At 62.7% G+C, this 26,158-nt stretch carries 25 protein-coding genes and 3 tRNA genes; 16 read left to right on the forward strand and 12 right to left on the reverse strand.

The window, feature by feature from the left end; genetic code table 11:
- Nucleotides 1-53 precede the first annotated feature (53 nt).
- Nucleotides 54-833, reverse strand: coding sequence for an SDR family oxidoreductase (locus M2360_RS25900; protein ID WP_280778279.1), 780 nt, complete (start codon nucleotides 831-833; stop codon nucleotides 54-56).
- Nucleotides 834-1,129: 296 nt separating this feature from the next.
- Between M2360_RS25900 and M2360_RS25905 the strand changes: the two genes are divergently transcribed.
- Nucleotides 1,130-2,968 carry a calcium-binding protein gene (locus tag M2360_RS25905; RefSeq protein WP_280778280.1) on the forward strand — a complete coding sequence of 613 codons (1,839 nt, stop codon included), beginning with the start codon at nucleotides 1,130-1,132 and terminating at the stop codon, nucleotides 2,966-2,968.
- A 160-nt stretch (nucleotides 2,969-3,128) separates the two neighbouring features.
- Here the strand turns inward: M2360_RS25905 and M2360_RS25910 are convergent, their stop codons facing one another.
- The gene (locus M2360_RS25910; RefSeq protein ID WP_280778281.1) at nucleotides 3,129-6,536 is read right to left on the reverse strand and encodes a DNA methyltransferase; all 3,408 of its coding nucleotides are present in this window, start codon (nucleotides 6,534-6,536) and stop codon (nucleotides 3,129-3,131) included.
- A gap of 157 nt (nucleotides 6,537-6,693) precedes the next feature.
- A tRNA-Ser gene (locus M2360_RS25915) sits at nucleotides 6,694-6,783 on the reverse strand.
- Nucleotides 6,784-7,118: 335 nt separating this feature from the next.
- Here M2360_RS25915 and rplU point away from each other — a divergent pair.
- From rplU to M2360_RS25935, 4 genes are all read left to right on the forward strand, one after another.
- Nucleotides 7,119-7,430: a 50S ribosomal protein L21 gene (rplU, locus tag M2360_RS25920; protein WP_280778282.1), complete on the forward strand. Its 312-nt coding sequence runs from the start codon at nucleotides 7,119-7,121 to the stop codon at nucleotides 7,428-7,430.
- Nucleotides 7,431-7,460: 30 nt separating this feature from the next.
- Nucleotides 7,461-7,733 (forward strand): 50S ribosomal protein L27, encoded by a 273-nt coding sequence (gene rpmA / locus M2360_RS25925; RefSeq protein WP_280778283.1) that lies wholly within the window; start codon nucleotides 7,461-7,463, stop codon nucleotides 7,731-7,733.
- 129 nt (nucleotides 7,734-7,862) lie between these two features.
- Entirely contained in the window at nucleotides 7,863-8,492 is a 630-nt protein-coding gene (locus M2360_RS25930) for a GNAT family protein (protein WP_280778284.1), read from the forward strand.
- Nucleotides 8,489-9,151 (forward strand): GNAT family N-acetyltransferase, encoded by a 663-nt coding sequence (locus M2360_RS25935; protein WP_280778285.1) that lies wholly within the window; start codon nucleotides 8,489-8,491, stop codon nucleotides 9,149-9,151. The genes M2360_RS25930 and M2360_RS25935 overlap by 4 nt, the downstream gene beginning before the upstream one ends.
- Nucleotides 9,152-9,208: 57 nt before the next feature.
- Here the strand turns inward: M2360_RS25935 and M2360_RS25940 are convergent, their stop codons facing one another.
- The 3 genes from M2360_RS25940 to M2360_RS25950 all read right to left on the reverse strand — a co-directional run bounded on the left by M2360_RS25940 (nucleotide 9,209) and on the right by M2360_RS25950 (nucleotide 12,739).
- Nucleotides 9,209-11,041, reverse strand: a complete 1,833-nt coding sequence (locus tag M2360_RS25940) for a HAMP domain-containing methyl-accepting chemotaxis protein (protein ID WP_280778286.1) — start codon at nucleotides 11,039-11,041, stop codon at nucleotides 9,209-9,211.
- Between the two features lie 74 nt (nucleotides 11,042-11,115).
- Nucleotides 11,116-11,718 carry a hypothetical protein gene (locus M2360_RS25945; RefSeq protein ID WP_280778287.1) on the reverse strand — a complete coding sequence of 201 codons (603 nt, stop codon included), beginning with the start codon at nucleotides 11,716-11,718 and terminating at the stop codon, nucleotides 11,116-11,118.
- Nucleotides 11,719-11,881: 163 nt separating this feature from the next.
- A complete protein-coding gene (locus M2360_RS25950; protein ID WP_280778288.1) occupies nucleotides 11,882-12,739 on the reverse strand; it encodes an endonuclease/exonuclease/phosphatase family protein in 858 nt (285 codons plus the stop codon).
- An 89-nt stretch (nucleotides 12,740-12,828) separates the two neighbouring features.
- Between M2360_RS25950 and obgE the strand changes: the two genes are divergently transcribed.
- From obgE to M2360_RS25985, 7 genes are all read left to right on the forward strand, one after another.
- Nucleotides 12,829-13,935: a GTPase ObgE gene (obgE, locus tag M2360_RS25955; RefSeq protein WP_280778289.1), complete on the forward strand. Its 1,107-nt coding sequence runs from the start codon at nucleotides 12,829-12,831 to the stop codon at nucleotides 13,933-13,935.
- Nucleotides 13,922-15,091 (forward strand): glutamate 5-kinase, encoded by a 1,170-nt coding sequence (gene proB, locus M2360_RS25960; RefSeq protein WP_280778290.1) that lies wholly within the window; start codon nucleotides 13,922-13,924, stop codon nucleotides 15,089-15,091. Before obgE ends, proB begins: the two co-directional genes overlap by 14 nt.
- Nucleotides 15,084-16,361 (forward strand): glutamate-5-semialdehyde dehydrogenase, encoded by a 1,278-nt coding sequence (locus tag M2360_RS25965; RefSeq protein WP_280778291.1) that lies wholly within the window; start codon nucleotides 15,084-15,086, stop codon nucleotides 16,359-16,361. Before proB ends, M2360_RS25965 begins: the two co-directional genes overlap by 8 nt.
- Nucleotides 16,362-16,402: 41 nt before the next feature.
- Nucleotides 16,403-16,999, forward strand: a complete 597-nt coding sequence (locus tag M2360_RS25970) for a nicotinate-nucleotide adenylyltransferase (protein WP_280778292.1) — start codon at nucleotides 16,403-16,405, stop codon at nucleotides 16,997-16,999.
- A gap of 62 nt (nucleotides 17,000-17,061) precedes the next feature.
- Nucleotides 17,062-17,895, forward strand: coding sequence for a glycosyltransferase family 2 protein (locus M2360_RS25975; RefSeq protein ID WP_280778293.1), 834 nt, complete (start codon nucleotides 17,062-17,064; stop codon nucleotides 17,893-17,895).
- Nucleotides 17,889-18,059, forward strand: coding sequence for a hypothetical protein (locus M2360_RS25980; protein WP_280778294.1), 171 nt, complete (start codon nucleotides 17,889-17,891; stop codon nucleotides 18,057-18,059). The genes M2360_RS25975 and M2360_RS25980 overlap by 7 nt, the downstream gene beginning before the upstream one ends.
- Before the next feature lie 56 nt (nucleotides 18,060-18,115).
- On the forward strand, nucleotides 18,116-19,720 hold the full coding sequence (locus tag M2360_RS25985; RefSeq protein ID WP_280778295.1) for a hypothetical protein: 1,605 nt from the start codon (nucleotides 18,116-18,118) through the stop codon (nucleotides 19,718-19,720).
- Here M2360_RS25985 and M2360_RS25990 read toward each other — a convergent pair whose 3' ends face one another.
- The 4 genes from M2360_RS25990 to M2360_RS26005 all read right to left on the reverse strand — a co-directional run bounded on the left by M2360_RS25990 (nucleotide 19,721) and on the right by M2360_RS26005 (nucleotide 22,168).
- Complete coding sequence (locus M2360_RS25990; protein WP_280778304.1) at nucleotides 19,721-19,876, reverse strand: Trm112 family protein; 156 nt, start codon at nucleotides 19,874-19,876, stop codon at nucleotides 19,721-19,723.
- Between the two features lie 43 nt (nucleotides 19,877-19,919).
- The gene (locus tag M2360_RS25995) at nucleotides 19,920-20,597 is read right to left on the reverse strand and encodes an LON peptidase substrate-binding domain-containing protein (RefSeq protein ID WP_280778296.1); all 678 of its coding nucleotides are present in this window, start codon (nucleotides 20,595-20,597) and stop codon (nucleotides 19,920-19,922) included.
- A 67-nt stretch (nucleotides 20,598-20,664) separates the two neighbouring features.
- Complete coding sequence (gene trxA / locus M2360_RS26000; RefSeq protein ID WP_280778297.1) at nucleotides 20,665-21,621, reverse strand: thioredoxin; 957 nt, start codon at nucleotides 21,619-21,621, stop codon at nucleotides 20,665-20,667.
- A 37-nt stretch (nucleotides 21,622-21,658) separates the two neighbouring features.
- On the reverse strand, nucleotides 21,659-22,168 hold the full coding sequence (locus tag M2360_RS26005; protein WP_280778298.1) for a prolyl-tRNA synthetase associated domain-containing protein: 510 nt from the start codon (nucleotides 22,166-22,168) through the stop codon (nucleotides 21,659-21,661).
- 240 nt (nucleotides 22,169-22,408) lie between these two features.
- Here M2360_RS26005 and M2360_RS26010 point away from each other — a divergent pair.
- Nucleotides 22,409-22,483 (forward strand) — tRNA-Gly (locus M2360_RS26010).
- Nucleotides 22,484-22,709: 226 nt separating this feature from the next.
- Nucleotides 22,710-22,784: transfer RNA gene (locus tag M2360_RS26015), tRNA-Gly, on the forward strand.
- 885 nt (nucleotides 22,785-23,669) lie between these two features.
- Here the strand turns inward: M2360_RS26015 and M2360_RS26020 are convergent.
- Both M2360_RS26020 and M2360_RS26025 read right to left on the reverse strand, forming a co-directional pair.
- Nucleotides 23,670-23,966, reverse strand: a complete 297-nt coding sequence (locus M2360_RS26020; RefSeq protein WP_280778299.1) for a metalloregulator ArsR/SmtB family transcription factor — start codon at nucleotides 23,964-23,966, stop codon at nucleotides 23,670-23,672.
- A gap of 75 nt (nucleotides 23,967-24,041) precedes the next feature.
- Nucleotides 24,042-24,746: a DUF2270 domain-containing protein gene (locus M2360_RS26025; RefSeq protein ID WP_280778300.1), complete on the reverse strand. Its 705-nt coding sequence runs from the start codon at nucleotides 24,744-24,746 to the stop codon at nucleotides 24,042-24,044.
- Between the two features lie 117 nt (nucleotides 24,747-24,863).
- Between M2360_RS26025 and M2360_RS26030 the strand changes: the two genes are divergently transcribed.
- Together M2360_RS26030 and M2360_RS26035 are read left to right on the forward strand one after the other, a co-directional pair.
- A complete protein-coding gene (locus tag M2360_RS26030; protein ID WP_280778301.1) occupies nucleotides 24,864-25,067 on the forward strand; it encodes a hypothetical protein in 204 nt (67 codons plus the stop codon).
- Nucleotides 25,068-25,133: 66 nt separating this feature from the next.
- Nucleotides 25,134-26,057, forward strand: coding sequence for a homocysteine S-methyltransferase family protein (locus M2360_RS26035; protein ID WP_280778302.1), 924 nt, complete (start codon nucleotides 25,134-25,136; stop codon nucleotides 26,055-26,057).
- The last annotated feature ends 101 nt before the right edge of the window (nucleotides 26,058-26,158 follow it).

The raw sequence follows: 26,158 nt of genomic DNA on the forward strand, positions 1-26,158 counted from the left end.
GATTCTTCATACGATATGAACAATAGGCGGCAAACTCGTCAAGCAATGGATCGTCACACCCAGCCGCCATCGACGATGAATTGCTGGCTTGTGCACATGCGGCTGTCATCGGCGGCGAGAAACAGCGCCATGCTGGCGATGTCATCGCTTTCAAGCCGGTCCGGCAGGCATTGCCGCATCTCGATCTGCTGCTCGCCTTCCGGCGTCAGCCACAGGCTCTTCTGCCGTTCAGTCATCACCCAGCCGGGGACGAGACAGTTGACGCGGATGCGCCGTGGCCCGAATTCACGGGCCAGCGCCCGGGTCAGCCCGTAAATCCCGGCTTTTGCCGCCACATAGGCCGGACAATCGGGATCGCCGACCATCCAGGTGATCGAGCCGAGATTGATGATCGAGCCGCCGCCAGCCTCAGCCATCATCGGGGCCACGGCTTGGGCGGCAAAGAACTGGTGACGGAAATTCACCGCCATGCGGTCGTCCCAATAGGCGACGCTGACGTCTTCGGTCTGATGCCGGTCGTCATTGCCGGCATTGTTGCACAACACGGTAATCGGCCCATGGGCGCGGGCGGCGTCTGCGATCGCCGCGCGCAGCGCCTCGATATCCCGGAGATCGCAAGGGATGAAAAGCGGCGCGGGCAGACCTTCAGCCGCCAGCCCGGCGACAAGCGCCCGCGACGGCGCTTCGGCAATATCGACAAAGGCCACGCGCGCCCCTTGCTGGCAGAAGCGGCGCACTAGGCTCTCGCCAATACCGCTGCCGCCGCCGGTGACGAAGACGGAGCGTCCGGCGAGACTGGGATAGTGAGCGAGCGTCGAGATCGGAAGCATCATCGTTTTCCTGAACATGACAAATGGTCGCCCGCTTTAGCGACCCAAGATGACGGTTTTGCTTCGGTCGGGCGAAGACAGGCGTCCGGTCTGTCATTTTCTATTCGTATGAATAATACGAATAATGTCATTCCTCTGTCATTTCCACCCATTACCACCTGCCCATGTCGGGGCTGCGACCGAATTTTCCCAAAGTCGAGGCGCCGCGATCATCAGGCTGATCTGCGCATCGGCTGCCGGTATCGCCGCCCATGACGGGCGGGACCAACCATTTGTTTTTTGATTTGACGGAGCGATCCATGTCTGAGACCCAAACCTGGCGATTGGCGAGCAAAGCCGATTACGATTATCTCGATGCGAACCTGTCGGGCCTGCGCTTCACGCAAGGCCTGGTCTGGAACGACGATTCCAACGAGTGGATTTCATCCTGGCAATACGGAATGGCGCGGCTCGACGCCGACTTCAATTTCCTGCAGACCACCGGCTCGATCGATCTTTCCAACTTCGACATCTCAACCGGCATCCCGACCGAACTGGCCGCGATGGGCTTCGATCATATCGGCGATATCGATTACTATGACGGCCGCGTCTACATCTCGCTCGACAGCGAGGCAGGCGATTACCAGAACGGCCATGTCGCGGTGCTCAACGCCTCAGACCTCAGCTATACCGGCGAACTCTATGAACTGGTTGGCGATCCCACCAATGAACATGACGATGTCGCCAGCTGGGTGGCGGTCGATGGCGAGGCCGGTGTCGGCTATGGCAAGGAATGGCAGTCGGGCGACACGATCAATGTCTATGATCTCGACGACTGGAGCTTCACCGGCACGCTGCAGATGGACAAGAGCCTGAAGAACATCCAGGGCGCAAAAGTTCTCGACGGCATGATGTATATGGCGGCCCATGATTCCACCCGCTCGGTCTACAGCCTCGACCTCTCCACCGGCCATGTCGAAGAACTGTTCCAGCTGCCCACGCCATCGGGCGGACGCACCGAAACCGAAGGCCTCGAAGTCCGCACCAATGAAGACGGCAATGTCGAGATCACCGTCGAACTGATCATCGATCCCGAAGGCGACAATGAAGGCGACGCCTATACCCGCCTCTTTACCTATGTGCTCGACGACAGCGACCAGGGCGACGCCGCGCTCACCCATACATGGTCGGTCAACACCGACGCCGACACGACCGATGCCGACGACTACTCGCTGACCCTGCGCGAAGCCTTCGCCAAGCGGCCGGAGGGCGATTCCGTCCGCTTCGCCGCCGCACTCGCCGCCTCGACGGTGACGGTCGAGACGGAGGCCGTGGCAATCGCCAGCGATGTGACCATCTCGGGCGCCGACGCCGCCGATGTGGTGCTCACCGGCAGTTCGACCGCCAGCGTGCTTGCCGTTTCCTCAGGCGTGCTCACGCTCGACGCGGTCGACGTGAGCGACAGCGACGCAGGCGTCAGCATCGTGGTGACGGGCGGTTCCGTGGCGCTGACCAATGGCGCAACCGTCGAGACCATCTCGACCTCGGTCGATGATTTCAAGCTGGCCAAGGGCGCCGCCGATCTCATCCTCACCGGCTCGGCCGTGACCGGCTACGGCAACGCCGCCGTCAACACGCTGACCGGCAGCGACAGGGCCAACCATCTCCTGGCCGGCGCGGGCGACGACATCGTCACCGGCAATGGCGGCAATGACATCATCGAAGGCGAAAAGGGCGTCGACACGCTCACGGGCGGCGCAGGCCGCGACTTCCTGATCGGCGGCGCCGGCGCGGACAACCTGACCGGCGGCGCGGGCCATGACCAGCTCTCCGGCGGCCAGGGCGCCGATGTCTTCGTCTTCGCGAGCGGCGACATGTCCACCGGGCTGGCCGCAGCCGACGTGATCTACGATTTCTCCGGCTCGGCCGGCGACATCATCGATCTCAGCGCCATCGACGCCAACAGCAACCGCAAGGGCGACCAGACGTTCAAGTTTATCGGTTCGGACGCCTTTTCCGGCCATGCCGGCGAACTCCGCACCGCCAGAAATGGCGGCGACACCTATCTGTTCGGCGACACCGACGGCGACGGCAAACGCGATTTCGCCCTGCATCTCAGCGGACAGGTGGATCTCAAGGCCGATTATTTCGACCTCTGAGCCGCCCTCCCCCGCACACGACGCCCCGCCAGCGATGGCGGGGCGTTTTTGTGCGCGGCCAAAGCCTGCGCGGCTCCTGCAGTTGCCGCGTTCGACCCGGACTGTCATCCCCGCCATCAAAACATGGCTGAACGAGGCATGACTTGCCAAGTCGCCGCGCTCACGCCGCGCGGCGGAAGGCGTAGTGTTTGCCGTCGGAGGTGGAAACCAGCCCCATGCGATAAAGAGCTGCGAGCACCGCCTGAACCGGGCCCACGCATTTGCGGCCCTGCTTGAAGGCCGACGCGATCGTCTCGGCGTCGATAAATGAATCCGCCGCCATCAGCTGATGCAGCACCGCCGGGGTCTGGTCGCGTTCGTCGCTAGGGAAAGCGGGCTTGGGGCCTGAGATCTCGGCCAGACTGGCCTCGCCGAGATCGACTTCCAGCTGCTCGTGCTTTTCCTTCTCCGAGCCGAAGCGCGGGATCTGGTAATCCGGCCGCAGCCAGCGCACATGGCCACGCTTTTCCTCTTTGGCCCGCTCCTTGTTGAGCGCCACCAGCCGGGCGAGAAGGTCCTCTTCCGGCAGATCCGCGGGCCAGCCATAGGCCTCGGCCACCGCGAGATCGAGCTTCTCGTGTAATTCTTTCAGGATCAGCACCAGCCCGTCGTCAAAGATGCAGCGCTCCTTGTCGGTCAACGCGTCGGGATGCGCGCCCGCCTTCAGCCGCTCCAGCACATTATAGAGCCCGGTCAGCGTCAGATGCGCATGCGCCGCCAGCACCCGCTTGCGATGGGCGTCCAGCTCCTCGGCGATCGCGCCGATGGCGGCCTTTTGGGCGTCGGTGGCGTCGGGGAATGGGAAGGGGTCGAAAGTGCGGGATTTGACGTAGACGGAGTCATTTCCGACGCCGAGCCAACTGCCGGCTCGCATTGCCCAGGCTACATGGAGGCATGATGAAAGGACGCCAAGATTATATGCATCGCTCAAGGCGATTGCGACTAACTTGTTGTCGGGCAGAATCGAGGCGTCGAGAAACTGAAACACGCGATGCTTGGCGGTCTCGACGGTTGCAATGTAGCGAGGAAGATTGGCAAGAGCAGGCCTTAAGTCTCGGCGCGGTTCCCCGAACGTCCACCAGTTGTCACGATAGGTGGCGCGATTATTGCCATCACGGTCCGGCTTCACAGTTGCCATTACATGCTGATAGACAGCCGGAAATCGCGTCCGCACGTTTTCCGCCGTCAGCCCGAACAGGTCGATGACCATCACGCCGCGCGGTCGATCGGTCAAATCCCGACCGTTTCGGTAGACGCGGATATGTTGCTCCAGGCCTGCCATGAGCCCCAGGCCCAAATGTTGAGCTTCCTCAGGCGTGACAATGAAGCCTGAGCCATGGAGTGACATCCCCCGCGACGACAGCCCTTCATTCGCCTTTAGGGCAATAGCCGAAGCCACATCCACCCCAACCGTCAAATCCGCATTGATCTTGCCCTGCTTATCCGCAAACAGGATCACCGGACTGTCGGTCTCAACCGCCTCTTCCGCCGTCACCTCCAGCAACCGCCCATCCTTCTTGCCGGCTTCCGCCACCGTCATTGCGATGCGCACGGCGGCGCTGTCGCGGGTCAATTTGGTCCAGGGATGATCGGCAATCGCCATCACCAGCGACAGCGGCTTCTTGGCGGCAAGATAGGGCTCCATCACCCGGCGCTGAAACACCTGGCTGATGGAATTGGTGGTCACGAAGCCGAAGCGTTTGAGCGGGCTCTTGGCTTTGAGCAGGATCTCGGCGGAGCGATCCCACCAATACATCACGAAATCGGCGCTCTCATTCATATGCTGATGCGCCTTCCACAGCGCTTCGGCATAGCCAGAGCCCATGCGGGCGCGGATATCCTTGCCGCCCACGAAAGGCGGATTGCCGACGATGTAATCCGCCTTGGGCCAATCCGGCCGGCGCGGATTGGGATAGGTTTCCCGCCCCTCGACCACTTTCGGCAGGGGATAGCCGTCCCAGGTCAACACCGCGTCCATGGTCTGGATATTCTTGAACGCCTTCAGGATCGGCTCGGACGGGGCGACGCCGCGATTGCGGTAATGCCATTGCAGATGGCCGATCCACAGCACCAGTTCGGCAATGGCCGCAGCGCGCGGATTGACCTCGAGGCCGAGAAACTGGTGAGGATCGACCGTATGGCTTTCGAGCGCCAGCCCTTCCTGGCCGCCGAGATCGTTGAGCGCTTCCAGCACCTCGCCTTCCAGCCGTTTCATCAGTTCGAGCGACACATAGAGAAAATTGCCGGTGCCGCAGGCGGGGTCGAGCACCCGGATGTCGCAGAGCCGATCGTGAAACGCCTGCACGGTCTTGATCGCCGCATCCGCCTTGCCCTCGGCCTTCTGCCGATCGGCGGTGGAGCGGGCATTGTCCCATTCCGCCCTGAGCGGATCGATGACGGTTGCGATCACCAGCCGCTCGACATAGGCGCGCGGCGTGTAATGCGCGCCCAGTTTGCGCCGGTCGTCGGGATCGAGCGCCTGTTCGAGGAAAGTGCCGAAGATCGCCGGCTCGACATCCTTCCAGTCATGGCGGGCGGCGGCGGCCAATTCACTGATCTCTTCTTGCGCAAGCGGCAGCGCCCGGCGCCTCCTGAAGAATTCGCCGTTGAATTTCTTGACCTTGTCGCGGATCGTGGCGGAGAAGGCGCCCTCGTCCATGGCCTTCCACAGCTCTTCCATCATGCCCGGAAAGATCGCCGGCTTCCTGGCGCAATCTTCCAGCAACGTCTTGAAACTGTCCTTGGGCAGCAGTTCGACATCCTCGGCGAACATGGTGAACAGCACCCGCATCAGAAACATCGCCACCTCTTCGGTGGCGTGGCCCTGCTTTTCCAGCGCCTGGCTGACCTTTGCGATGCGGGCGGCGATCTCCCGCGTCACCTTCGCGGCATGGCGGGAAGGGTCAAGCGAGATCGGGTCGAGCCAGATGGCTTTCAGCCGGGCGCGCACCGCCTCATCGCGCAGGTCTTCGAGATAGATGCGGAAGGAGCGGCGATCGGGAAACTGGTCATAGGCCTTTCCGTCGCGGCGGAAATTGGCGTAGACCTCGATGGCGTGGCCGACATCGCAGACCAGCACGAAAGGCGGCGGCTCATGCGCAGCGGGCAACAGCCGCACATAATTCTCGGCCTGGGCGCGGGCGTTCATCATCAGCACGTCCCAGGAGCGATTGGCGCCGGCGCGCTTTCCGCGCGAGGCCGCGTCCTGCGAAACGGCGGCCCCCGAAAGCTGCGGCGCATTCGCGAGCTTCTTGTCGCCCGAAAGCCGGCTCTGCTTGGCCTCCAGCACGAAACAGTCGCGCTTGTAGAGATCGATGCGCTTGGCCGACGCCGCCCCATCCCGCGCCGTCTCCATCACCGCCCGTTCGAACACATAGTCATTGCTGGCATGCGCCGCCGACGCGGGATCGGGATGCGGCAGACCCAGAATATCGCAAAGCTCGGTCAGAAACAGCGCATAATTCGCCCGCTCCTGCCCGCCTTCCTGCCCCTGCCACCGCTTGATAAACGCCTCAACCAAAACCTGCACGCCGCCGATTCCCCGCCCTCTGGATGAACAGATCATAAACCCTGCCGGGGCCGACGCAACACGCGGAATGAACGGCGCCGGCAATCACGGCGAAAAATGCAAGCGGGTGTCACAGCCGGTGAAAAGCATGAGGGGCAACGAGGAGGAGAGATTGAAATGGCGGAGAGGGTGGGATTCGAACCCACGGTACCCGTAAAGGTACTCCGCATTTCGAGTGCGGTGCAATCGACCACTCTACCACCTCTCCGCAGTCCGCAGTCGCCCGGGTGGAGAGCTGGTCGAGGGCTCAGGGGCGAAGCGTGGGCGGGATATAGCGAGGAAGATTGGGACGCGCAAGAGAGAAAATAGGCCTTTTTCGCTTTTGTCCCCGCGCCTTGCCTTGACAGTCCGGAGGCCCTCGCGTACACGCAAGCCATGAATGCTGCGGATAGCTCTATCCTCGGCCTGAAATAGGCTTTTCCGAAAGGCGGCCGAACACCGGCGGATTTCCGCCACACGCAACCGACTGACAAAAAGACCGCACGGGCGGCGTTCGAAAGAACTTTTCCCGAGGCGCGTACAAAGAACATGAAAGGAAAAATAATGTTCGCAGTCATCAAGACCGGCGGTAAACAGTACCAGGTTTCCGCCAATGACGTCATCGCCGTCGAAAAGCTCGAAGGCGAAGCCGGCGCTCAGATCGAATTTACGGAAGTCCTCGTGGTCGGCGAAGGCGCCGGCGCCAAGATCGGCGCTCCCTTTGTCGAAGGCGCGGTCGTGACCGCGGAAATCGTCGAGCAGGGCCGTTCGCGCAAGACCATTGCTTTCGTGAAGCGCCGCCGCCAGAATTCCAAGCGCAAGAAGGGCCATCGCCAGGCCTTCACCAAAGTGCGCATCGTCGCAATCGCGGCTTGATCGGGTTAAAGAGGACCAAGGAGAACTACTATGGCACACAAAAAAGCTGGCGGCTCCTCGCGTAACGGCCGCGATTCCAATTCCAAGCGCCTCGGCGTCAAGAAGTTCGGCGGCGAAGTCGTCATTCCGGGCAACATCATCCTGCGCCAGCGCGGCACGCAGTGGCATCCGGGCGCCAATGTCGGCCTCGGCAAGGATCATACCATTTTCGCGCTCGTGGAAGGCAATGTGGACTACCGTACGAAGGCCAATGGCCGCGTCTACGTATCCGTCATGCCGAAAACCGCGGCCGCAGCAGAGTAAGCCGGAGCTCTTTAAACAGCCGGCGCCTCATCGGCCCGGCTGACGCTTCAGGTTGCAAAACCTCCAGGGTTCAAAAGGGAAGATGGGGAAATCCATCTTCCCTTTTCGCATTTGACCAAGGAGGTTGTCATGCAAAGTCCAATCCTGAAGGAAAGCCAAAGTGGCTTTCCCAGCGACGCGCGGCCCTTGCCGCAGGAGTTGTTAAGTCCGCAATTGCAAAGCGAGCGCCTGACGCTCCGCGCGCCCGAAACGGCCGACGCCCACGCAATTGCCCATCTCGCCAACAACATCAACGTCGCCGCCAAACTCTCCCGCATGCCGCATCCCTATACGGTGGCCGACGCCGCGAATTTTATCGCCCGTGTTGCCTCCGGCGAGATGGGCAAATGCGTGTATGTCGTCACCCGAACCGACACCCGAACCCTGCTTGGCGGCTGCGCGCTGGAGCAGACCGATGGCGGCCGAGGTCTGGAGATCGGCTACTGGCTCGGCGAGCCCTATTGGAACCGGGGCCTGGCGACGGAAGCCGCGCAGACCCTGATCGACCACGGCTTCCACACCTTCGGCGCAGACTATATCGATGGTCGCTGCCTGGTGATGAACACCGCCTCGCGGCGCGTGCTGCAGAAATGCGGCTTCCAGTTCCAGGGCACGGGCATGGCCTCTTCGCTGGCGCTCGGCGGCCGGGTTTCGGTGGAATGGTTCCGGCTGGATCGCAAGACCTGGGATTCGCTCAGACATTGGGGAGGGGCGAGATGAACGCGCTCGTCCATGATCTCCTGCTGGGCACCCGTCCCCTGCCGCCGCGCACCAACCCCGCCTGCCCCGATCTCGGCCAACAGCCGCTGATCCGCACGGGACGGCTGACGCTTCGCCCGCTCAACGCGTCCGACGCGCCGGCTATCCGGGCGGGCCTCGACAATTACCGCGTCGCCAAGATGCTGGCCCGCGTTCCCCAGCCCTATCACCTGGAGGACGCCGAGGACTGGCTGGCGGCGGGGCCGAAGGGCGGCTGGAGCTTCGCCGTCACGAGAGGCGGAATCGGCGCCATCCTGTCGCCGGGCGCGCAGGCCGCCAATGGCAATGTCGATGACAGGCTGATCGGCGTCGTCTCGATCGAGTGGACGGAGACGGCGGGCCGCAAGGGCTGGCATCTCGGCTACTGGCTGGCCGAAGAGTGCTGGGGCCGCGGCCTGATGACGGAAGCGGTCAACGCCGTTCTCGCCCGCTTCTTCGCCGCCCATATGGGCGAGACGCTCTATTCCCAGGCGATGGCCGACAATCCGGCCTCGCTGAGGATCCAGGGCAAACTGGGCTTCGACGTGACAGGCGTGTCCGATCTCTATTCGGAAGGACGCTCGGCCATGGTCAGAACCATCCTGACCGAGGTCACCTTCGGCGGTTATATGCCGCACTGAAAAAGAAAGGCCCGGGCGCGCTCAGCGCCCGGGCCTTTTTATCAAGCGAAGCGGTGATTACGCCGCTCGGCGCGCCTGCCTCGCCGCCCCACTCTGTCCCCTTGCTTGGGCGAATGTGAACCGCTCCACCAGCGCCTTCAACTTAGCCGCCTCCATGGCGAGCGCCGAGGACGCGGCGTTCGATTGCTCCACCAGCGCCGCATTCTGTTGCGTGGTGTGATCCATGGAATTGACCGCCTTGTTGACCTCGACCAGCCCGCTCGATTGTTCCTTGGTCGAGACCGCAATCACATCCATATGCGCATTCATCTCGACGATGAAGCCGCCGATCGTCCGCAGCGCCTCGCTGGCCTGACGCACGAGATCGACGCCATTGGCCACTTCCGCGCTGGAATTCTGGATCAATTGCTTGATTTCCTTGGCGGCGTTGGCCGAGCGCTGCGCCAGTTCGCGCACTTCCTGCGCCACGACGGCAAAGCCTTTGCCGGCCTCCCCTGCCCGCGCCGCCTCGACGCCGGCGTTCAGCGCCAGCAGATTGGTCTGGAAGGCGATTTCGTCGATGACGCCGATAATGTTGGAGATCTGCTGCGACGAGGACTCGATCTTGCGCATCGCCTCCTCGGCATGCCCCACCACTTCGGAAGATTGTTCGGCGGACTGATTGGCGCGCGAGGCCACGCCCCGCGCCTCCTGGGTGCGCTTGGAGGAGTTGGCGACATTGGCGGTGATCTCCTCGATCGCCGCCGCCGTCTGTTCGAGCGCCGCCGCCTGCCGCTCGGTGCGGCGCGCGAGATCGTCGGCGCCCTCGGCGATTTCGCGGGTTCCGACATCCATGGTGGCGGTGCTCTCGGCCACCGAGCTGAGCGCGGCCGCCAGTTGCGCGACCGAACTGTTGAAGTCCTTGCGAAGGCCCTCGAAATTCTCATCGAAAGCGTCGTTCAGCTCGACGGTGAGGTCGCCCTGCGACAGGCGCTTCAATCCCTCCGCCAGGCCGGATGTCGCCTGCCGCAACCGTTCATTGGCCTGCTCTTCCGCCTGGAGCCGGGCGAGACGCTGGGCTTCTTCCGCTTTCAGCCGGTTGCCTTCCGCTTCGGCCTGCAGCCTTTTGTTGGTGAGCGCCGCCTCACGGAAGATCTGCATGGCCCGCGCCATGCGGCCAATTTCATCGCCCCCGCCGGCGGGAATATCCACTTCGGTGCGGCCTGCGGCCAAAGCTTCGGTGGCCACAGACAGCCTTTGCAACGGACGCGACACCAGCCGGTGGTTCAACAGGGTGAGTCCAGCCGACAGCAACGCCACCACCACCGCTGCGGACAGGCTGATATGGCGGACATCGGTCAACGCCTCCTGCTGAGCAAGCGCCGCCTCGGCGGACTGAGCCCTGATCGATTTCGACAGCGCCGTCATGGTCTTGACAAACATCTTGAGCAGTTCCGCGCTCTCTCCCGACAGTTCCACGGCGCGGGCGAGATCGACGCTTTCGGTTGAGCGCATATAGTGGATCTGCTTCAGCACGAAATCCATCTCCCACCGGTGGATTCCGCTGGCCGCCTGCTCGAATTTGGGAAGATCGCCGGGCGTCAGCGTGGTGATCATGCCGCGGAGAATCTCGACGTCGCCGTCGAGATGGCTCAACATGCCCTGCACTTCCTCGACATAGGTCCGGTCGCCGGTCAGCAGGAAATTCTTGAGCGCGAGGCCTGCCTCGGTCACGTCGGCGCCGAGGTCGTCGGTCCGGCTGACCAGCTTCATCAGCGCCTTGTCGTTTTCGGCAAGCGTGGCGACCATCTGCACCCGCTCGAAGATAAACACACAGACGCCGATCGAGATGATCGCCAACACAGCGAAGGCGATCAAGCCCTTTTTGCTGACGGAAAGATTGCTCAACATGATATATCTCCAGGCTTGCTGGGAACCCCAGATAGGCCGCGTTTTGAAGGCGTTGTAAATTTCCCGGGTTTCAGTCAGCCGCCGGCTTCTCGCCGTCTCGCCAATTCTGTCAGATTGAACTCAACGGTGACGGCGCCGATTTTGCCGCCGCCATTCTTGTCCGTCAGCGTCATGCTGGCCTGGCTGCGCCAGATCTTGACTTCGTCGTCCCATTCAGGCTCGTCAATGAACAGCGCCTCATTGCCGACGTCATAGGTCTTCTGAAACTTGTCCTCGTCGCCCTGCCAGAAATCGCTGGTAATCGAACTTTGCCCCACATTCAGGCCGTGTTCGTCCATCACGAAAATTTCCGCATAGACGCCAAGCGACCGCCCCTGGATTCGGCTCAGATAGATTGACAGCGGACTGGACATGGTTGCAGCAATCAGCGGCTGATCGTCCTTTTCTCTTTCGGCGCGCCAGGCCTTGTCCAGATCATCGATCCGAGCCTGATCGAGATCATTCCAATTCTTGTTGCGCGCCTTCACCGACAGTTGAACGATTTCGGTCTGCAGCCAGCCATGCACCTCCTTGATCACATCAGGTGAGATGAGGGCTTTGGCGTCCGGTTTTGGCGGCTCCGCATGGGCGGCGGCGGTCGTCATCAGCAAAATGGCGGCGATAGTTTTAAGTTGCATGTCCCTCTCCACTTCCCGAATAAAGATTGGCGAGGATAGCTAAAATTTTATGAATTATAGCAACTATTATTCATCCAATGAAATTCACACCCGCATTGCGCGCGCAATCTTTAGTTTATAGAGACTATTGTAATTTAGAACCACCGCGATCCACCACCACGACTCAGCCGAGTTCCAGCCAGACCGGCTTATGGTCGGAGGCGATGCAGTCCATGTCCGTCCAGCCGCGCCTGAGACGGGACGTCAGCGTAGCGCTCGCGAAGATATAATCGAGATATTGCCTCACTTCGGGCTTGCCCGGCTCCTCCCAGGAAAAATCGCCAGCCTGCCGCCCGCCGAGATAGGCCAGCGCGTCCACCGGCATTGTGGCCCGCGGCGTGCGCCCGTAATAGGGATCGACGCGCCCCGCCATGGCGATATATTCAGGCGTTTCCGGCATCATATTGAAGTCGCCCATGATCAGGTAATCGTCGGTATGCGGCAGATCCGGAAAGCCGAATTCGCCGCCGCCGGTCACCCCGCCCCCTTCGACGCCATAGAGAACCGCCCGGTCCTTGAGATAGGCGATCTGGCCGATGCGCTCATCCGGGTCGCGATGGTCGAGATGGGTGGAATAGACCCGCACCGGCCCCTCGGGCGCGTCGATCAGGGCTTCCAGCGCCGCGCGCTGCAGGTTGAGTTCGCCATAGGTGCGGCTGCGCGGCAAAAGCAGATTGCGCAGCGACAGGATCGGATAGCGCGACAGCACCATATTGCCGAATTGCAGCCGCCCCGCATGGCCCATGCCGGCTTTGGCAGGTCGGTAATCGATATCGGCGCCGGGGCCGAAGGCCTGGTGAAAATCCGGGAGCAATTCGGCCAGCCGCGCCGGCATGTCGAGAAAGGCGTTTTTGGGAAGGTTCCGCGTCACTTCCTGAAAGCCGATGATGTCGGCGCCGCGCACGACATCGGCGATGCGATCGAGGTCGCAAACGCCGTCGAGACCGAAACCATATTGGATGTTAAAGCTGACGACTTTCATGATATTCTTTGACCTTTCCGGCTTAGCCGCTATATCGAACACGCGCGGCGGCCAGAGAGCAAGCCCGAGACAAGAAGAACGGCAAAAAGATGAAGTTTCTCGACCAGTGCAAAATCTATGTCCGAGCCGGCGACGGCGGCGGCGGCTCCGTGTCCTTTCGGCGCGAGAAATTCATCGAATTCGGCGGACCTGACGGCGGCGACGGCGGTCGCGGCGGCGATATCTGGATCGAGACCGTCAACGGTCTCAACACGCTGATCGACTATCGCTACCAGCAGCATTTCAAGGCCGAGACCGGCGTGCACGGCATGGGCCGCAATCGCCACGGGGCCAAAGGCTCGAGCGTCACGATCAAGGTTCCGGCGGGCACGCAGGTCTTTGAGGAAGACGGCGAGACGCTGATCTGCGACCTGACCGAGGTCGGCCAGAAATTCCGCCTCGCCAAGGGCGGCAATGGCGGCTTCGGCAACGCCTATTTCAAAAGCTCCACCAATCAGGCGCCCGACTGGGCCAATCCCGGCCAGGCCGGCGAGGAAAAGACGCTCTGGCTGCGTCTGAAGCTAATCGCCGACGCCGGTCTCGTCGGCCTGCCGAACGCCGGCAAGTCGACCTTCCTGGCGACCTGCACCCGCGCCCGGCCGAAGATCGCCAATTATCCGTTCACCACGCTGCATCCCAATCTCGGCGTCGCAACGGTGGACGGCAAGGAATATGTGCTGGCCGACATTCCCGGCCTGATCGAAGGCGCGCATGAGGGCATTGGCCTCGGCGACCGCTTCCTCGGCCATGTCGAGCGCACCCGCGTGTTGCTCCATCTCGTCTCCGCCCAGGAAGAAAACGCCGGCAAGGCCTATAAGACCGTCAAGGCCGAGCTTGACGCCTATGGCGCGGGGCTGGCTGAAAAGCACGAAATCGTCGCGCTGTCGCAGATCGATACTGTCGACGCTGAAGAACTGAAGAAGAAGAAGGCCTCGCTGAAGCGCGCTTGCGGCCAGACTCCCTTCGCCATTTCCGCCGTCAGTGGCAAAGGCATGCCGGAAGTGTTGCGCGAGCTTGCCCGCATCATCGAGACCAGCAAGGCCGAAGATCCTAATTTGCCCAAGGCCGAAAGCGCCATCGACTGGAAGCGCAAGGAAAAGATGGCGCCTTTGGCCGATGAAGACGACGAGGACTTTGACGACTATGACGACGAATGAGCGCCTCAAGCTCGAAGACTGCCGCCGCATCGTCATCAAGATCGGCTCCGCGCTGCTGGTGGATCGCAAGACGGGCCTGAAAAAGGCCTGGCTTGAAGCGATGTGCGACGACATCGCCCAGCTCGCCGCCAAAGGCGTTGAAGTGCTGGTGGTGTCCTCCGGCGCCATCGCCATGGGCCGCACAGTGCTCGATCTGCCCTCGGGCGCGCTGAAGCTCGAGGAGAGCCAGGCCGCCGCCGCCGTCGGCCAGATTTCGCTGGCCCGCGCCTGGTCCGAAAGCCTGTCGCGTCACGACATCGTCGCCGGCCAGATCCTGCTGACGCTGGGGGACACCGAGGAGCGCCGTCGCTATCTCAACGCCCGCGCCACGATTTCCCAGCTGATGAAGCTGAAGGCCATTCCTGTCATCAACGAGAATGATACGGTCGCCACCAGCGAAATCCGCTATGGCGACAATGACCGGCTCGCCGCCCGCGTCGCCACCATGGTCGGCGCCGACATGCTGGTGCTGCTGTCCGACATCGACGGTCTCTATACGGCGCCGCCGCATCTCGATCCCGAGGCGCGTTTCCTCGACGTCATTCCGGCCATCACCCCGGAGATCGAAGCCATGGCGGGCGGGGCGGCTTCCGAACTGTCGCGCGGCGGCATGCGCACCAAGATCGACGCCGGCAAGATCGCCACATCGGCGGGCTGCGCGATGATCATCGCTTCGGGCAAGGTCTATAATCCGCTGGCCTCGATCGCCAAGGGTGTGCGCCACAGCTGGTTTGCCCCCTCGCCCGAGCCGGTCACCGCCCGCAAGACCTGGATCGCCGGGCAATTGCTGCCAGCCGGCCGCATTGCCATCGACGACGGCGCGGAGCGCGCGCTGCACACCGGCAAGAGCCTGTTGCCCGCCGGCGTCCGCGACATCGACGGCGATTTCTCGCGCGGCGACACGGTGGCGATCCTGTCGCTCGATGGCCGCGAGATCGCCCGCGGCCTCGCCGGCTACGACGCCCAGGAAGCCCGGCAGATCGCCGGCAAGAAATCCGCAGAGATCGCCGAGATTCTCGGCTATTCCGGCCGCGCCGCCATGGTCCATCGCGACGACATGGTGATGACGGCCGCCCGCCAAACCCGGAGCAAGACGAAGGACAAGATCGATGCTTGACATGGCCAAGGACGATATCAAGACACTGATGCTGGAGATCGGCGCCCGCGCCCGCGCCGCCAGCCAGCCACTGTCAATCGTCCCGACGCCAGCCAAGAACGCCGCCCTTCTCGCCATGGCCGACACGATCCTCGCCCGCAAGGCGGACATTCTCGCCGCCAACGCGCTGGATCTCGAGGCCGCCCAAGCCAATGGCATGGCCGACTCCTTTGTCGACCGGTTGCTGCTGAACGACGGTCGCATTGACGCCATCGCCCAGGGCATCCGCGAAATCGCAGCGCTCCCCGATCCCGTCGGCGACGTCATCGCGGAATGGGACCGGCCGAACGGGTTGCATATCGAACGCGTGCGGACGCCGCTCGGCGTCATCGGCGTGATCTATGAAAGCCGTCCCAATGTGACCGCCGACGCCGGCGCGCTGTGCCTGAAGGCCGGCAACGCCGTGATCCTGCGCGGCGGCTCGGACTCCATTCATTCGTCGTCGGCGATCCATGCCTGCCTGGTCGAGGGATTGAAATCCGCCGGCCTGCCCGAGCATGCGATCCAGTATGTGCCCATCGCCGACCGCGCCGCTGTCGGCGAGATGCTGTCGGGACTGAATGGCGCGATCGACGTGATCGTGCCGCGCGGCGGCAAATCTCTGGTCGCCCGCGTCCAGTCTGAAGCCCGCGTGCCGGTCTTCGCCCATCTCGAAGGCGTCAACCACATCTATGTCGACGCCTCCTCGGACGTGGAGATGGCCAAGAACCTGGTCATCAATTCCAAACTCCGCCGCACCGGCGTCTGCGGCTCGGCCGAGACACTTCTGGTCGACAGCGCAGCCCTTGGCACCCATCTGATGCCTATCCTCGAAGCGCTCACCCATGCCGGCTGCGAGATCCGCGCTTCGGCCACCGTGCTCAAGGTGTTTCCGGCCTTCAAGCCGGCGACCGACGAGGACTGGTCGACCGAATATCTCGACGCGATTATTTCGGTCGCCGTGGTCGACGGCGTCAGTGGCGCAATCGACCATATCAACCGCTATTCCTCGCACCACACCGAAGCGATCATCTCGGAAGACGCAGGCGCCGTCGCCCGTTTCTTCAACGAGATCGATTCCGCCATCCTGCTGCACAACGCCTCGACGCAATTCGCCGATGGCGGGGAGTTCGGCATGGGCGCGGAAATCGGCATCGCCACCGGCAAGATGCATGCGCGGGGCCCTGTTGGCGTCGAGCAATTGACATCGTTCAAATATCGCGTCCGCGGCAGCGGCCAGATCAGGCCCTGACGCCGGTGGATGCAGGGGGGATCGGACGGCGTCATCTGATCATGCCGCATGTCGAGCCCGGCATGCTGGTCGGCCTGTTCGGCGGATCCTTCAATCCGCCGCATCAGGGGCACCAGCTGGTGGCCGATATCGCGCTCCGCCGGCTCGGGCTCGACCAGCTCTGGTGGATGGTCACCCCCGGCAATCCGCTCAAATCCCGCCGTGTGCTCGCGCCGCTTGCCGAACGTTTGGCCTTGTCGGAGGCGATGGCGCATGATCCGCGCATCCGCGTCACCGCTTTCGAGAAGAGCCTGAATTCGACCTACACCGCCGAGGTTCTCGCTCGGGTGAAAGCGCGCAATCCCGCCGTTCGCTTCATCTGGATCATGGGCGCCGACAACCTGCGCGATTTTCACCGCTGGCAGAACTGGCGCAAGATCGCCATGACCTTCCCCATCGCCGTCATCGACCGGCCCGGCGCGACGCTGGCCTTTCTCTCCTCCGTGATGGCCAAGACCTTCGACTATGCACGTCTCGACGAACATGACGCGGGCGCGCTCGGCTCTCTCCCCGCCCCGGCCTGGACCTTCATCCACGGCCCGCGCTCGCGTCTGAGCTCGACAGCCATCCGCTCCGCCGGGCGCGACGGGCAAGCCTGATTTACCGAAGCTTAGGGCCTCGGCGCTACAACCGTCTGATCGCCCGCGACCTCGGAGGGACTATGACGGTCGAACTCAGCATCGCCGTGCCGGTCTATAACGAAGAGGACATGCTGGTCCTCTTCCTCGAAACCGTGACCCCCATCCTCGAAAGCGTCACCGCCGATTTCGAAATCGTCTTCGTCAATGACGGCAGCCGCGACGCGACCCTCGCTATTCTCACCCTCGCCCGCTCGCGCGATCCCCGCATCAAGATCGTCGATCTCTCGCGCAATTTCGGCAAGGAGGCGGCGCTGTCAGCCGCCCTCGCCTTCTCGAGCGGCCGCGCCGTCATCCCCATGGATGTCGACCTGCAGGACCCGCCGGGGCTGATCCCGGTCATGGTCGAGAAATGGCGCGAAGGCTTCGACGTCGTCATCGCCCGCCGGGCCGATCGCAGCGCCGACACAGCCATGAAGCGCTGGACATCAAGCCTGTTCTACAAGACCATCGGTCGGCTGAGCGATATCGACATTCCCGCCGACGCCGGCGATTTCAGGTTGATGGACCGCCGGGTAATCGACGCACTATGCGCGCTGCCGGAACGCGCCCGCTTCATGAAAGGCCTGTTCGCCTGGCTCGGCTTTCGCCAGACAATTATCGATTATGTCAGGCCCGCCCGCGCCGCCGGCAGTTCGAAATGGAAGCCCTTGGCGCTTTGGCGCCTCGGGCTGGAAGGCATCGTCTCCTTTTCCAGCGTGCCCCTGAAGCTCTGGAGCTATATCGGGCTTGCCTGCGCCCTCACCGGCTTCGTCTATGGCGCCTATCTGATCGGTCGCGTGCTGTTTCTCGGGTCGATGTGCCGGGTTATGCCTCGCTTGCCAGTTTCATCCTGTTCTTCAACGGCATCGTGCTGATCGGACTCGGCGTGGTCGGCGAATATGTCGCCCGCATCTTCATCGAGGTGAAGGGCCGGCCGCTGTTCCTTCTCCGCGAAACCTGGGGGCTGGAGGCGGTCGAGGCCTTGCCGAAGCCAGAAATCACAGCCCGGCCAGAACGCCTGGCCATCCTCCGCCCGTGACGTCGCCTCAACGAACCTCGATCCCTGAAACGCCATCCGGCATGGCGAGCGCGGTGATGGCGATCTTTCTGACGGTTACGCTGCCGATGATCCCGGCCATTGTGTTCGGCGCCTTGCGCAAAGGCGTCGACAGCATTTTCCATGCCCGATGGCAGGACGCCTTCGCCGGGCAATTCTGGTCCGGCGATCTCTATCCGCGTTGGCTGGTGGACTTGAATGACGGCTTCGGCAGCCCGGTGTTCTTTCTCTATCCGCCGCTCAGCCATTTCGTCACCGCGCTGCTCCAACCGCTTTTTTCGGACCCCGCCACACTGGCGCTCAGGCTCGGCGTCTCCGCCTGGATGGCGATGTTGCTGTCCGGCATCGCCTGCCTCGGTTGGCTGCGCCGCGCCTTCCCCCACGCGCCGCAGGCGGCGCTCGCCGGCGCTCTCGTCTATTGCCTTGCGCCCTATCACCTCTATATCGACGTCTATCAGCGTGGCGCGCTTGCCGAAGTCTGGGCTTTCGTCTGGCCGCCCCTGACGCTGATGATTCTCACAGCCGCAGACCGCATCAGCACCAGAACAATCGCCGCACTGGCCCTGACGCTGGCTGGCCTGTTCACGACCCATGCGCCATCCATTCTGATCGCCGGCCCTGCCTATGGCCTCTATGCGGTCATCCTCGATCTCAAGGCCCGGAGCCCGAACAGGCTGGCGACACTGACAGTTTCGACGCTGCTCGGTCTTCTCCTCGCCGGCGGCTATCTCGGCACGGCGCTCACCCATTCGGCCTATATCGACACGGCGGCGCTGTTTTCCGGCCGCAATCTCGCGAGCAAATGGTTGCTGGGCGGGGCTGTCTGGCCCGATCCCGGCATAGAACTTTATGTGCATGTCGCCAGCGCCGTCACATTCGGATTTGGCCTGCTTCTCGCGGGAATAGCCTTGACCCGAACATGGCATGTGGCGCGAACACAGACAGTCGCGGCGCTCGCCTTCCTGCTGCTCGCGCTCTTCCTGATGAGCATCGCCAGCCGACCGCTCTGGGATCTGCATCTGCCGCTGGACCGGGTGCAGTTTCCCTGGCGGTTCCTGCTGCTGGCGACAACAGGCCTGGCGCTTTCCGCGACCGCATTTGCCGCTTCCATGCCGCGCATCGCCCGTCTGCTTCCTCTGGTCGTCGTTCTCCTTGGCCTCGGGATCAATATCGGTTTCACTTTCCTACCCTCGCGCCTTCCAGCGTCCATCGATCCCAAGTCTATCACCCGATCCAGCCCCGGGGATGAAAGCTGGGACGCGCCGGAATATCGGCTGGCGGCGCCGGCGGAAACGCAGGGCCTGTTCGCCCCCGGCGAAAGGGTTCGGCTGATCGAGGGTCAGGGAGAGATCACGGTGCGAGACTGGGCGCCGCGCCACATTCGGTTCACGACCGCTCTCGCCACACCGGGCATCATCGCTATCAGGCAGTTCGATTATCCCGGCTGGACAGCTTCGGGCGGCAGGCTTGTCGATGGGGCGAAATTTCTGCGGATCGCGGCGCCGGCCGGCCAAAGCGAGGTCGAACTTCGACTGGAGGCGTTACCGGCCGAACAGCTCGGCTGGTTGGCGAGCCTGTGCGGCGTGCTGGTCCTCGCTTCGCTCTGGATCGCGCCGAGCCTCATGGCGAAGCGCTTCCGCTGATCAGCTTTCGATGCGGCGGGCTTCCGATTCCAGCATGATCGGCACGCCGTCGCGGATCGGGAAGGCCAGCTTGGCCTTTTCCGACACCAGTTCGTTGCGGTCGCGATCATAGATCAAACGGCCCTTGGTGACCGGACAGACCAGCAACTCAAGCATTTTCGGATCGGGGCGAGCGAGATCGAGATCGGTCACCGAAGCCTCACTGCAGGGTGCGGGCGGCGTCGCCGAAGGCCTTGGCGAGCACGATCTCGGTCATGGCGACCAGCGTCTCGGCGCGCGTCCTGAGATCGGGGGCTTCGAGCAACGCCTGCTTTTCGCGCGGCCCGAACGGCGCCATCATCGACAGCGAATTGACCAGCGTGCGATTGGACGTCTTGCCGACCGCTTCCCAATCGACCTCAAGCTTGTTGGCGTCGAGATAATTGCGGAAGGCCGACAGCAGAGCGTCGCGATCGACGGCGGGATCGTCATCAGGTTCGATCAGGTCGCTGACGAAGGGCTTGATGGCGAAGCGACGATAGGGACAGTGTCCCTGCGGCATTTCATTGAGAAGCCGCACGCGGCAGATGCCGGAGACATCGATCACATAACGGCCATCTCCGGTTTCGCCGAAGGTGGTGATGCGACCGATCGTGCCCACCTTGCAGAGGTCGGGATTGCCCGCCGGGCTCTCTTCGGTTTCGGTGAAAACCGGTTGGGCGACGCCGATGAGCCGGTTATGCTTGAGCGCGTCGTCGATCAGGGCGAGATAGCGCGGTTCGAACACATTCAGCGGCAGATGCGCACCGGACAGCAGCAGCACGCCCGACAGGGGAAAAATCGCAATCGTTTCCGGCAGGTCCGCCTCGGTCAGATAACGCGCATTGCCAACTTGCATCGACCAACCTCTCTCCATTCAACAGGAATATGGGGGACGAAGGCCCCCCATTCAAGCAATGGCCGCCTTAGGAGAACAGGATCGACGACAATTTCCGCCGCGCGGCGATGGTCGCGGGATCCTTGACGCCCCAGACGTCGAAGAACTGCAGCAACTGGCGGCGGGCGCCGTCGTCGTCGTAAGCGCGGTCCTTCTTCATGATGTAGAACAGATGCTCGGCGGCGCCCTCGCGATCGCCTTCGACATTGAGGATCTTGGCGAGCTTCATGCGGGCGTCGTGGTGATCGGGATTGAGCGCCAGTTCGTGCTCAAGCGCACGGGGATCGCCGAGCTTGCGGGCTTCCTCGATCTGCGCCAGCTTGGCGAGAAGCGGCGCGACGACCGCATCCGTCTTCTTGTCGTCCGGCAGGCTGGCGAGCAGATCGCGGGCGCGCTCCCACTGACCGGCCGCGATCATGCAATTGGCCATGCCGGCCAGCGCCCTTAGACTGTCGGGATCGGCCTGCAGAACCGCGCCGAACATATCGGCCGCGCCGCCGAGATCGCCTTCGGCGAGCGCCGCCTCGGCTTCGGTCAGCACCGCCTCGATTTCCGCCGCCTCATCGATGGGACCCGCGCCAGGGCCGGCGATCTTGTCGATGAAGGCGCGCACCTGGGTTTCGGGCAGCGCGCCCATGAAGCCATCGACCGGACGGCCATTGACGAAAGCGACGACAGCGGGAATGGACTGAATGCCGAGCTGGCCTGGAATGGCGGGATGGTCATCAATGTTGAGCTTGACGAGCTTGACCTTGCCGCCCGCCTCCGCGACCACTTTTTCGATCACCGGCGTCAACTGGCGACAGGGACCGCACCAGGGCGCCCAGAAATCGACCAGCACCGGCTGGCGCGTCGATTCTTCCATGACATCGCGACCGAAGGCTTGCGTGGTGGTGTCCTTGACATGCGCGTGCCCCGCGCCGCCATTGGTTTTTGACGCAGGCTGGCCGCCAAGGCCGCCAAAAGGATTGCTGAAACCCGTCATTCTCGTCACTCCGATTTTTCCGCCCTGATGTCGTGATTTAGACGGTCACTTTCAAGATATGGGCCTTGTGTCCGGTCGCCTCGATGAAGCGGATCAGATCATCCCGGCCGATCGAGGTCGTGGCGTCGTTTCTGAGCGGGTGGCAATTGATGATGTCATTCTTCATCAGTTCTTCGTCGAGCACAATCGTCACATTCTGCTCCATATCGTTGATCACCCCGAAGGCGGTGACCGAGCCGGGAACGACGCCGAGATATTCCATCAGTTTCTCCGGCTTGCCGAAGGAAAATTTCGACGCGCCGCCGACGATCTGGTGCACCGTTTTCAGATCCACCGTGGCGTTTTCCTCGACCGTCAGCAGGAAATACTGGTCCTTCCTGTCCTTCACGAACAGGTTCTTGGTGTGACCTCCCGGGATCTCGTCGCGCAGCGCCGCCGATTCGGCCACCGTGAACACCGGCGCATGGCTCTTGGTCTGATGGCGCGCCCCGAGCTGATCGAGAAAGGCAAACAGGTCCTGATCGGTTTTCGGCTGGGCTTCGGCCATTCTTCTTCTCCTTGCTGACTCGCTCCGGAGCCGAGTGATACGATGCTTCCGCATTGGGAGCAATGGCCGCACCGTTGACTAGCCACTCAATTTTCGACGTGTTTTCAAAGGGATGCAATTTTTCTTCACTGCCCTGTCATTTCCCTGTTGCATTCTCGGAAGCCTTGAGCGATATAGCGCCCGTCGCCGCCGGATGGCAGCGGCTCACGGACCAAACCTACCCCAGGGACGTGATGATGAGCGGGTGTAGCTCAGGGGTAGAGCACAACCTTGCCAAGGTTGGGGTCGAGGGTTCGAATCCCTTCGCCCGCTCCAAAATCTCCAAAAACAATGATATTCCATCTTTCTGAGCGCCAACTGCGCGGTCGAGACTGCGGGCGGCTTGTCGCGCAGCGCTTTCGTATCATCTCGAGCCACTATCCACAGGCTTGATTTTTTTCATCAAAAACCTGTTGCATTTCATCTGCGTCTGGGGCAAATAGCCCTCGTCGACGGCTTCGGCGACACGCGGTCCACACTACCCCAGGACAGCGGTTATTGAGCGGGTGTAGCTCAGGGGTAGAGCACAACCTTGCCAAGGTTGGGGTCGAGGGTTCGAATCCCTTCGCCCGCTCCAAATTCTCAAAGACGACAGACCATGCGAAATTGCTCCGCCGCGTCATCACGCCCGGAGTTTTGCCTCATTATCTCGCTTCGCCCATAAGGGCTCGGCCGGGGCGCGAAGAACGCCTCGTTAAGTAAATTTTATAGTGACGCTCATCGCGCCCCACATTCGTCGGTTTGTGCTTCGAACTTGACGCTCGTCGCCGCAGGTCGAGCCTGCGGGTAATCCGCCTCTAAAGCGGGCCTTACTGTAACGTCCCTTTCGAGACGCCACCCTGGGGGACGCTTTCACGCCAAGTCCCCAGTGTTCGGGGGTCGTCGTTTCTCGAAGCCCCGGAGAAAGAGGGTTCACGTCGTCCCCCTTCCCCCAGCGCCGGCCCCATCTCGCCGCGACGCCTCGCGGTGTAGCCGATGACAGGACGAGATAAGGATAAGCGGCGTGGGATGGTGGGGGATGAAAATATTTTCGGGAGGGTGATCTTTTAAGTAAGGCCCTCCCCCACCCCTCCCACAAGGGGAGGGGCTTAACCGGGAGCTGCCGCTGGCGTCCCACAGTTCAGCCTAGCGGAGGCAAGGTTTCTTGGGGTTGGAGGGTGAGGCAGCGTAAGCCCCTCCCCCTTGTGGGGAGGGGTTGGGGAGGGGTTTTCACTCTCTCCGTCGTCATCCTCGGCCTTGCGCCGAGGATCTAAGCCATCGAGCAAAATCAATAGGTTGCAGATGCTCGGGACAGGCCCGAGCAGGACGGCGGCGCGGGTTTTGTTCCGTATACGGTTGACCGCCTGCACGGCCACCATACGGCTGCCGCCACCTTCTCCCCGCGCAGAGCGGGGAGTCCGGACGATGAAGCGCCGACAGCGCCATTTACCCCTTTTGGGGCCTGGCAGAATGCTCGCGACAGTCAGGCGGCGGCTTCGTCTTTTCCGCAGTAGTTTCGGTAGAGCGTGGCGATCAGATCGCGGGCGACATCGCTTTCAATGCGGTACCAGATCGTCTGGCCGTCGCGGCGGGCGGCGATGATGCGATCGCGGCGGAGCAGCGCCAGATGCTGGGAGACTGTGGAGTCGCGGATGCCGAGAAATTCCGCCAACTGTCCGACCGAATGCTCGCCATCCGACAGGCGACAGAGGATCAGCAACCGGTAGCGGTTGGACAAGGATTTCAACAATTCGCTCGCCTGTTCGGCGCCCGTTTTCATGGCTTCGGCGTCTATCTTCATAGCTACGAATATAAAGCAGGTACAGGCGCTTTGCAAGACGCCTGCCGCAGGCGATCAGACATGGACATTGCCATGGGCGAGTTCGGCGTCCTCATCCGGCGTGAAATAGGCGACATAGATCAGGACGGCATAGAAGGCGGCCACGACCGGCGCCACCATCTCGCCCGGCGCGGGGCCGAGGCTGGCGCTCTTGGCCGCCGCATAGGCCATCTGCCAGAGATCGGCGGGACCCTGGCGGGCCGCGAGCTCCGGCGTGGTGATCTTGAGGATCCAGGCGAGCAGCAAAAGGGCGAAGACATAGATATAATTGCGTCGCAGCCGCCGGGCGAAAGCGACCCGCTGGCTGATCAGAAAATGCGGCGTGCGCAAGGTCTCGCCCAGGATCAGCAGCCAGTTGGAGGCGAAATCCGGTTGCGGCGAGAAGATCTGCGCGAAATAATGCCGTTCGAACTGCCGGACGCGGGCGCGGTAGACATCGAAGAAGCGATAGCGCCGCGCCTCGATCCACAAGAGCAGCAGATTGATCAGCATGGCGAAGAGCAACACGCCGTGATGGGCCGCCGGCGTCGACAGCGACACCGACAGCATGGCGGCGGCGGCCGTCAGCGCCCAATTGGTGGTGCGATCGAGCCGGTCGCGCCAGCCGGCCATGCGGGCGATCTCGGCGCGATGATAATGCGCCATGGTGTTGACGCGCTCGGCCGAGGTGAGCGGCGTGGGCTGGGCGCTGGCGCCCGGATGCGCGGCGATATCTGACATCCCGACCTCCCTGTCGATGCCGATTAAAGGTGAAAGGGCGGGCTGGGTTCCATGGCTGCGGGAACTTGCGGCCATCGAGGCGGTTGGCGTCGTATTTCGAACGCCCGGGAGCCGACCATGCCGCCGCTGATCCGCCTGATCCTGTTTCACGCCGCCAATGGTTTTCTGATCGGCGCGGGCGCCGCGCTCGCGCTTCTGCTGCTTGCTCCGCCGGCTGTGGAGATGCCGCCGCTTGGCCTATGGCTGGCGGTCTATGCGCTCGGCGCGCCTTGCGCGCTGGGATCGGTGGGAACGGCGCTCTGTCTTTCGCCGGAGGATTGATCGCGGCCCTTCCCCTCGCCCGCGCTTCATGGCAAAGAGCGGCGGAAATCACGACTGGGGGATGGAATGACCGCGACTGCGCAGAAGAAAACCCGCATTCTCGACGGCGGCATGAGCCGCGAACTGGTGCGGCTGGGCGCCGAACTGAAGCAGCCGGAATGGTCGGCGCTGGCGCTGATGAACGCGCCCGACATCGTGCGTCAGGTGCATGAAGAATTCATCGTGGCCGGCGCCGAGGTGATCACCACCAATTCCTATGCGCTGGTGCCCTATCACATCGGCGAAGAAAAGTTCCACGCCGATGGCGCAGCCCTGATCGCGCTGGCCGGACGGCTGGCGCGGGACGCCGCCGATGGCGTGGGCCAAGGCAAGACCGTGGTCGCAGGCTCGCTGCCGCCGATCTTCGGCTCCTACGAGCCCTGGAATTTCGATGCAGCGCGCGCGCCGGATTATCTCAACGTTCTCGTCACCTATCTCGCGCCCTATGTCGATGTCTGGCTGGGCGAGACGCTGAGCCTGATCGCCGAAGCAGACGCCGTTCGCGAGGCGGTCAAAGCCACCGGCAAGCCGTTCTGGATCTCCTTCACGCTCGATGACACGCCCGCGGCCATCGCCGAGGGCGCAACCCGTCTGCGCTCGGGCGAAAGCGTCACGGCGGCGGCCGAATGGGCGGCGGCATCCGGCGCCAAGGCGCTGCTGTTCAATTGTGCTGCGCCCGAAGTGATGGGACAGGCCGTGGTCGACGCCCGCGCAGTGTTTGACGCCCGTGGCGTCGACATCGAGATCGGCGTCTACGCCAATGCGTTCGAAAACCTCAATGACGGCGAAGCCGCCAATGAAGGCCTGCATGGCACGCGCGAGGATCTGAATTCCGACAAATACTCAACCTTCGCGGCGGAATGGGTGGAAAAGGGCGCAAGCCTGGTGGGCGGCTGCTGCGGCATCGGCGCAGAACACATCTGCCGGGTGGCAAAACGCCTCAGGGCATAAGGTAATGCTTGTCTTATGATTTTCGTGCTTCTTGGTGAGATAAAGAAGCGCCGGAGAGGACGGCCATCCTCTTCCGGCGATGGGGGACGGATCGCGAATAC

This window comes from Rhizobium sp. SG_E_25_P2 (assembly GCF_029892285.1).
In the GTDB taxonomy this organism is placed as follows: Bacteria; Pseudomonadota; Alphaproteobacteria; order Rhizobiales; family Rhizobiaceae; genus Rhizobium_E.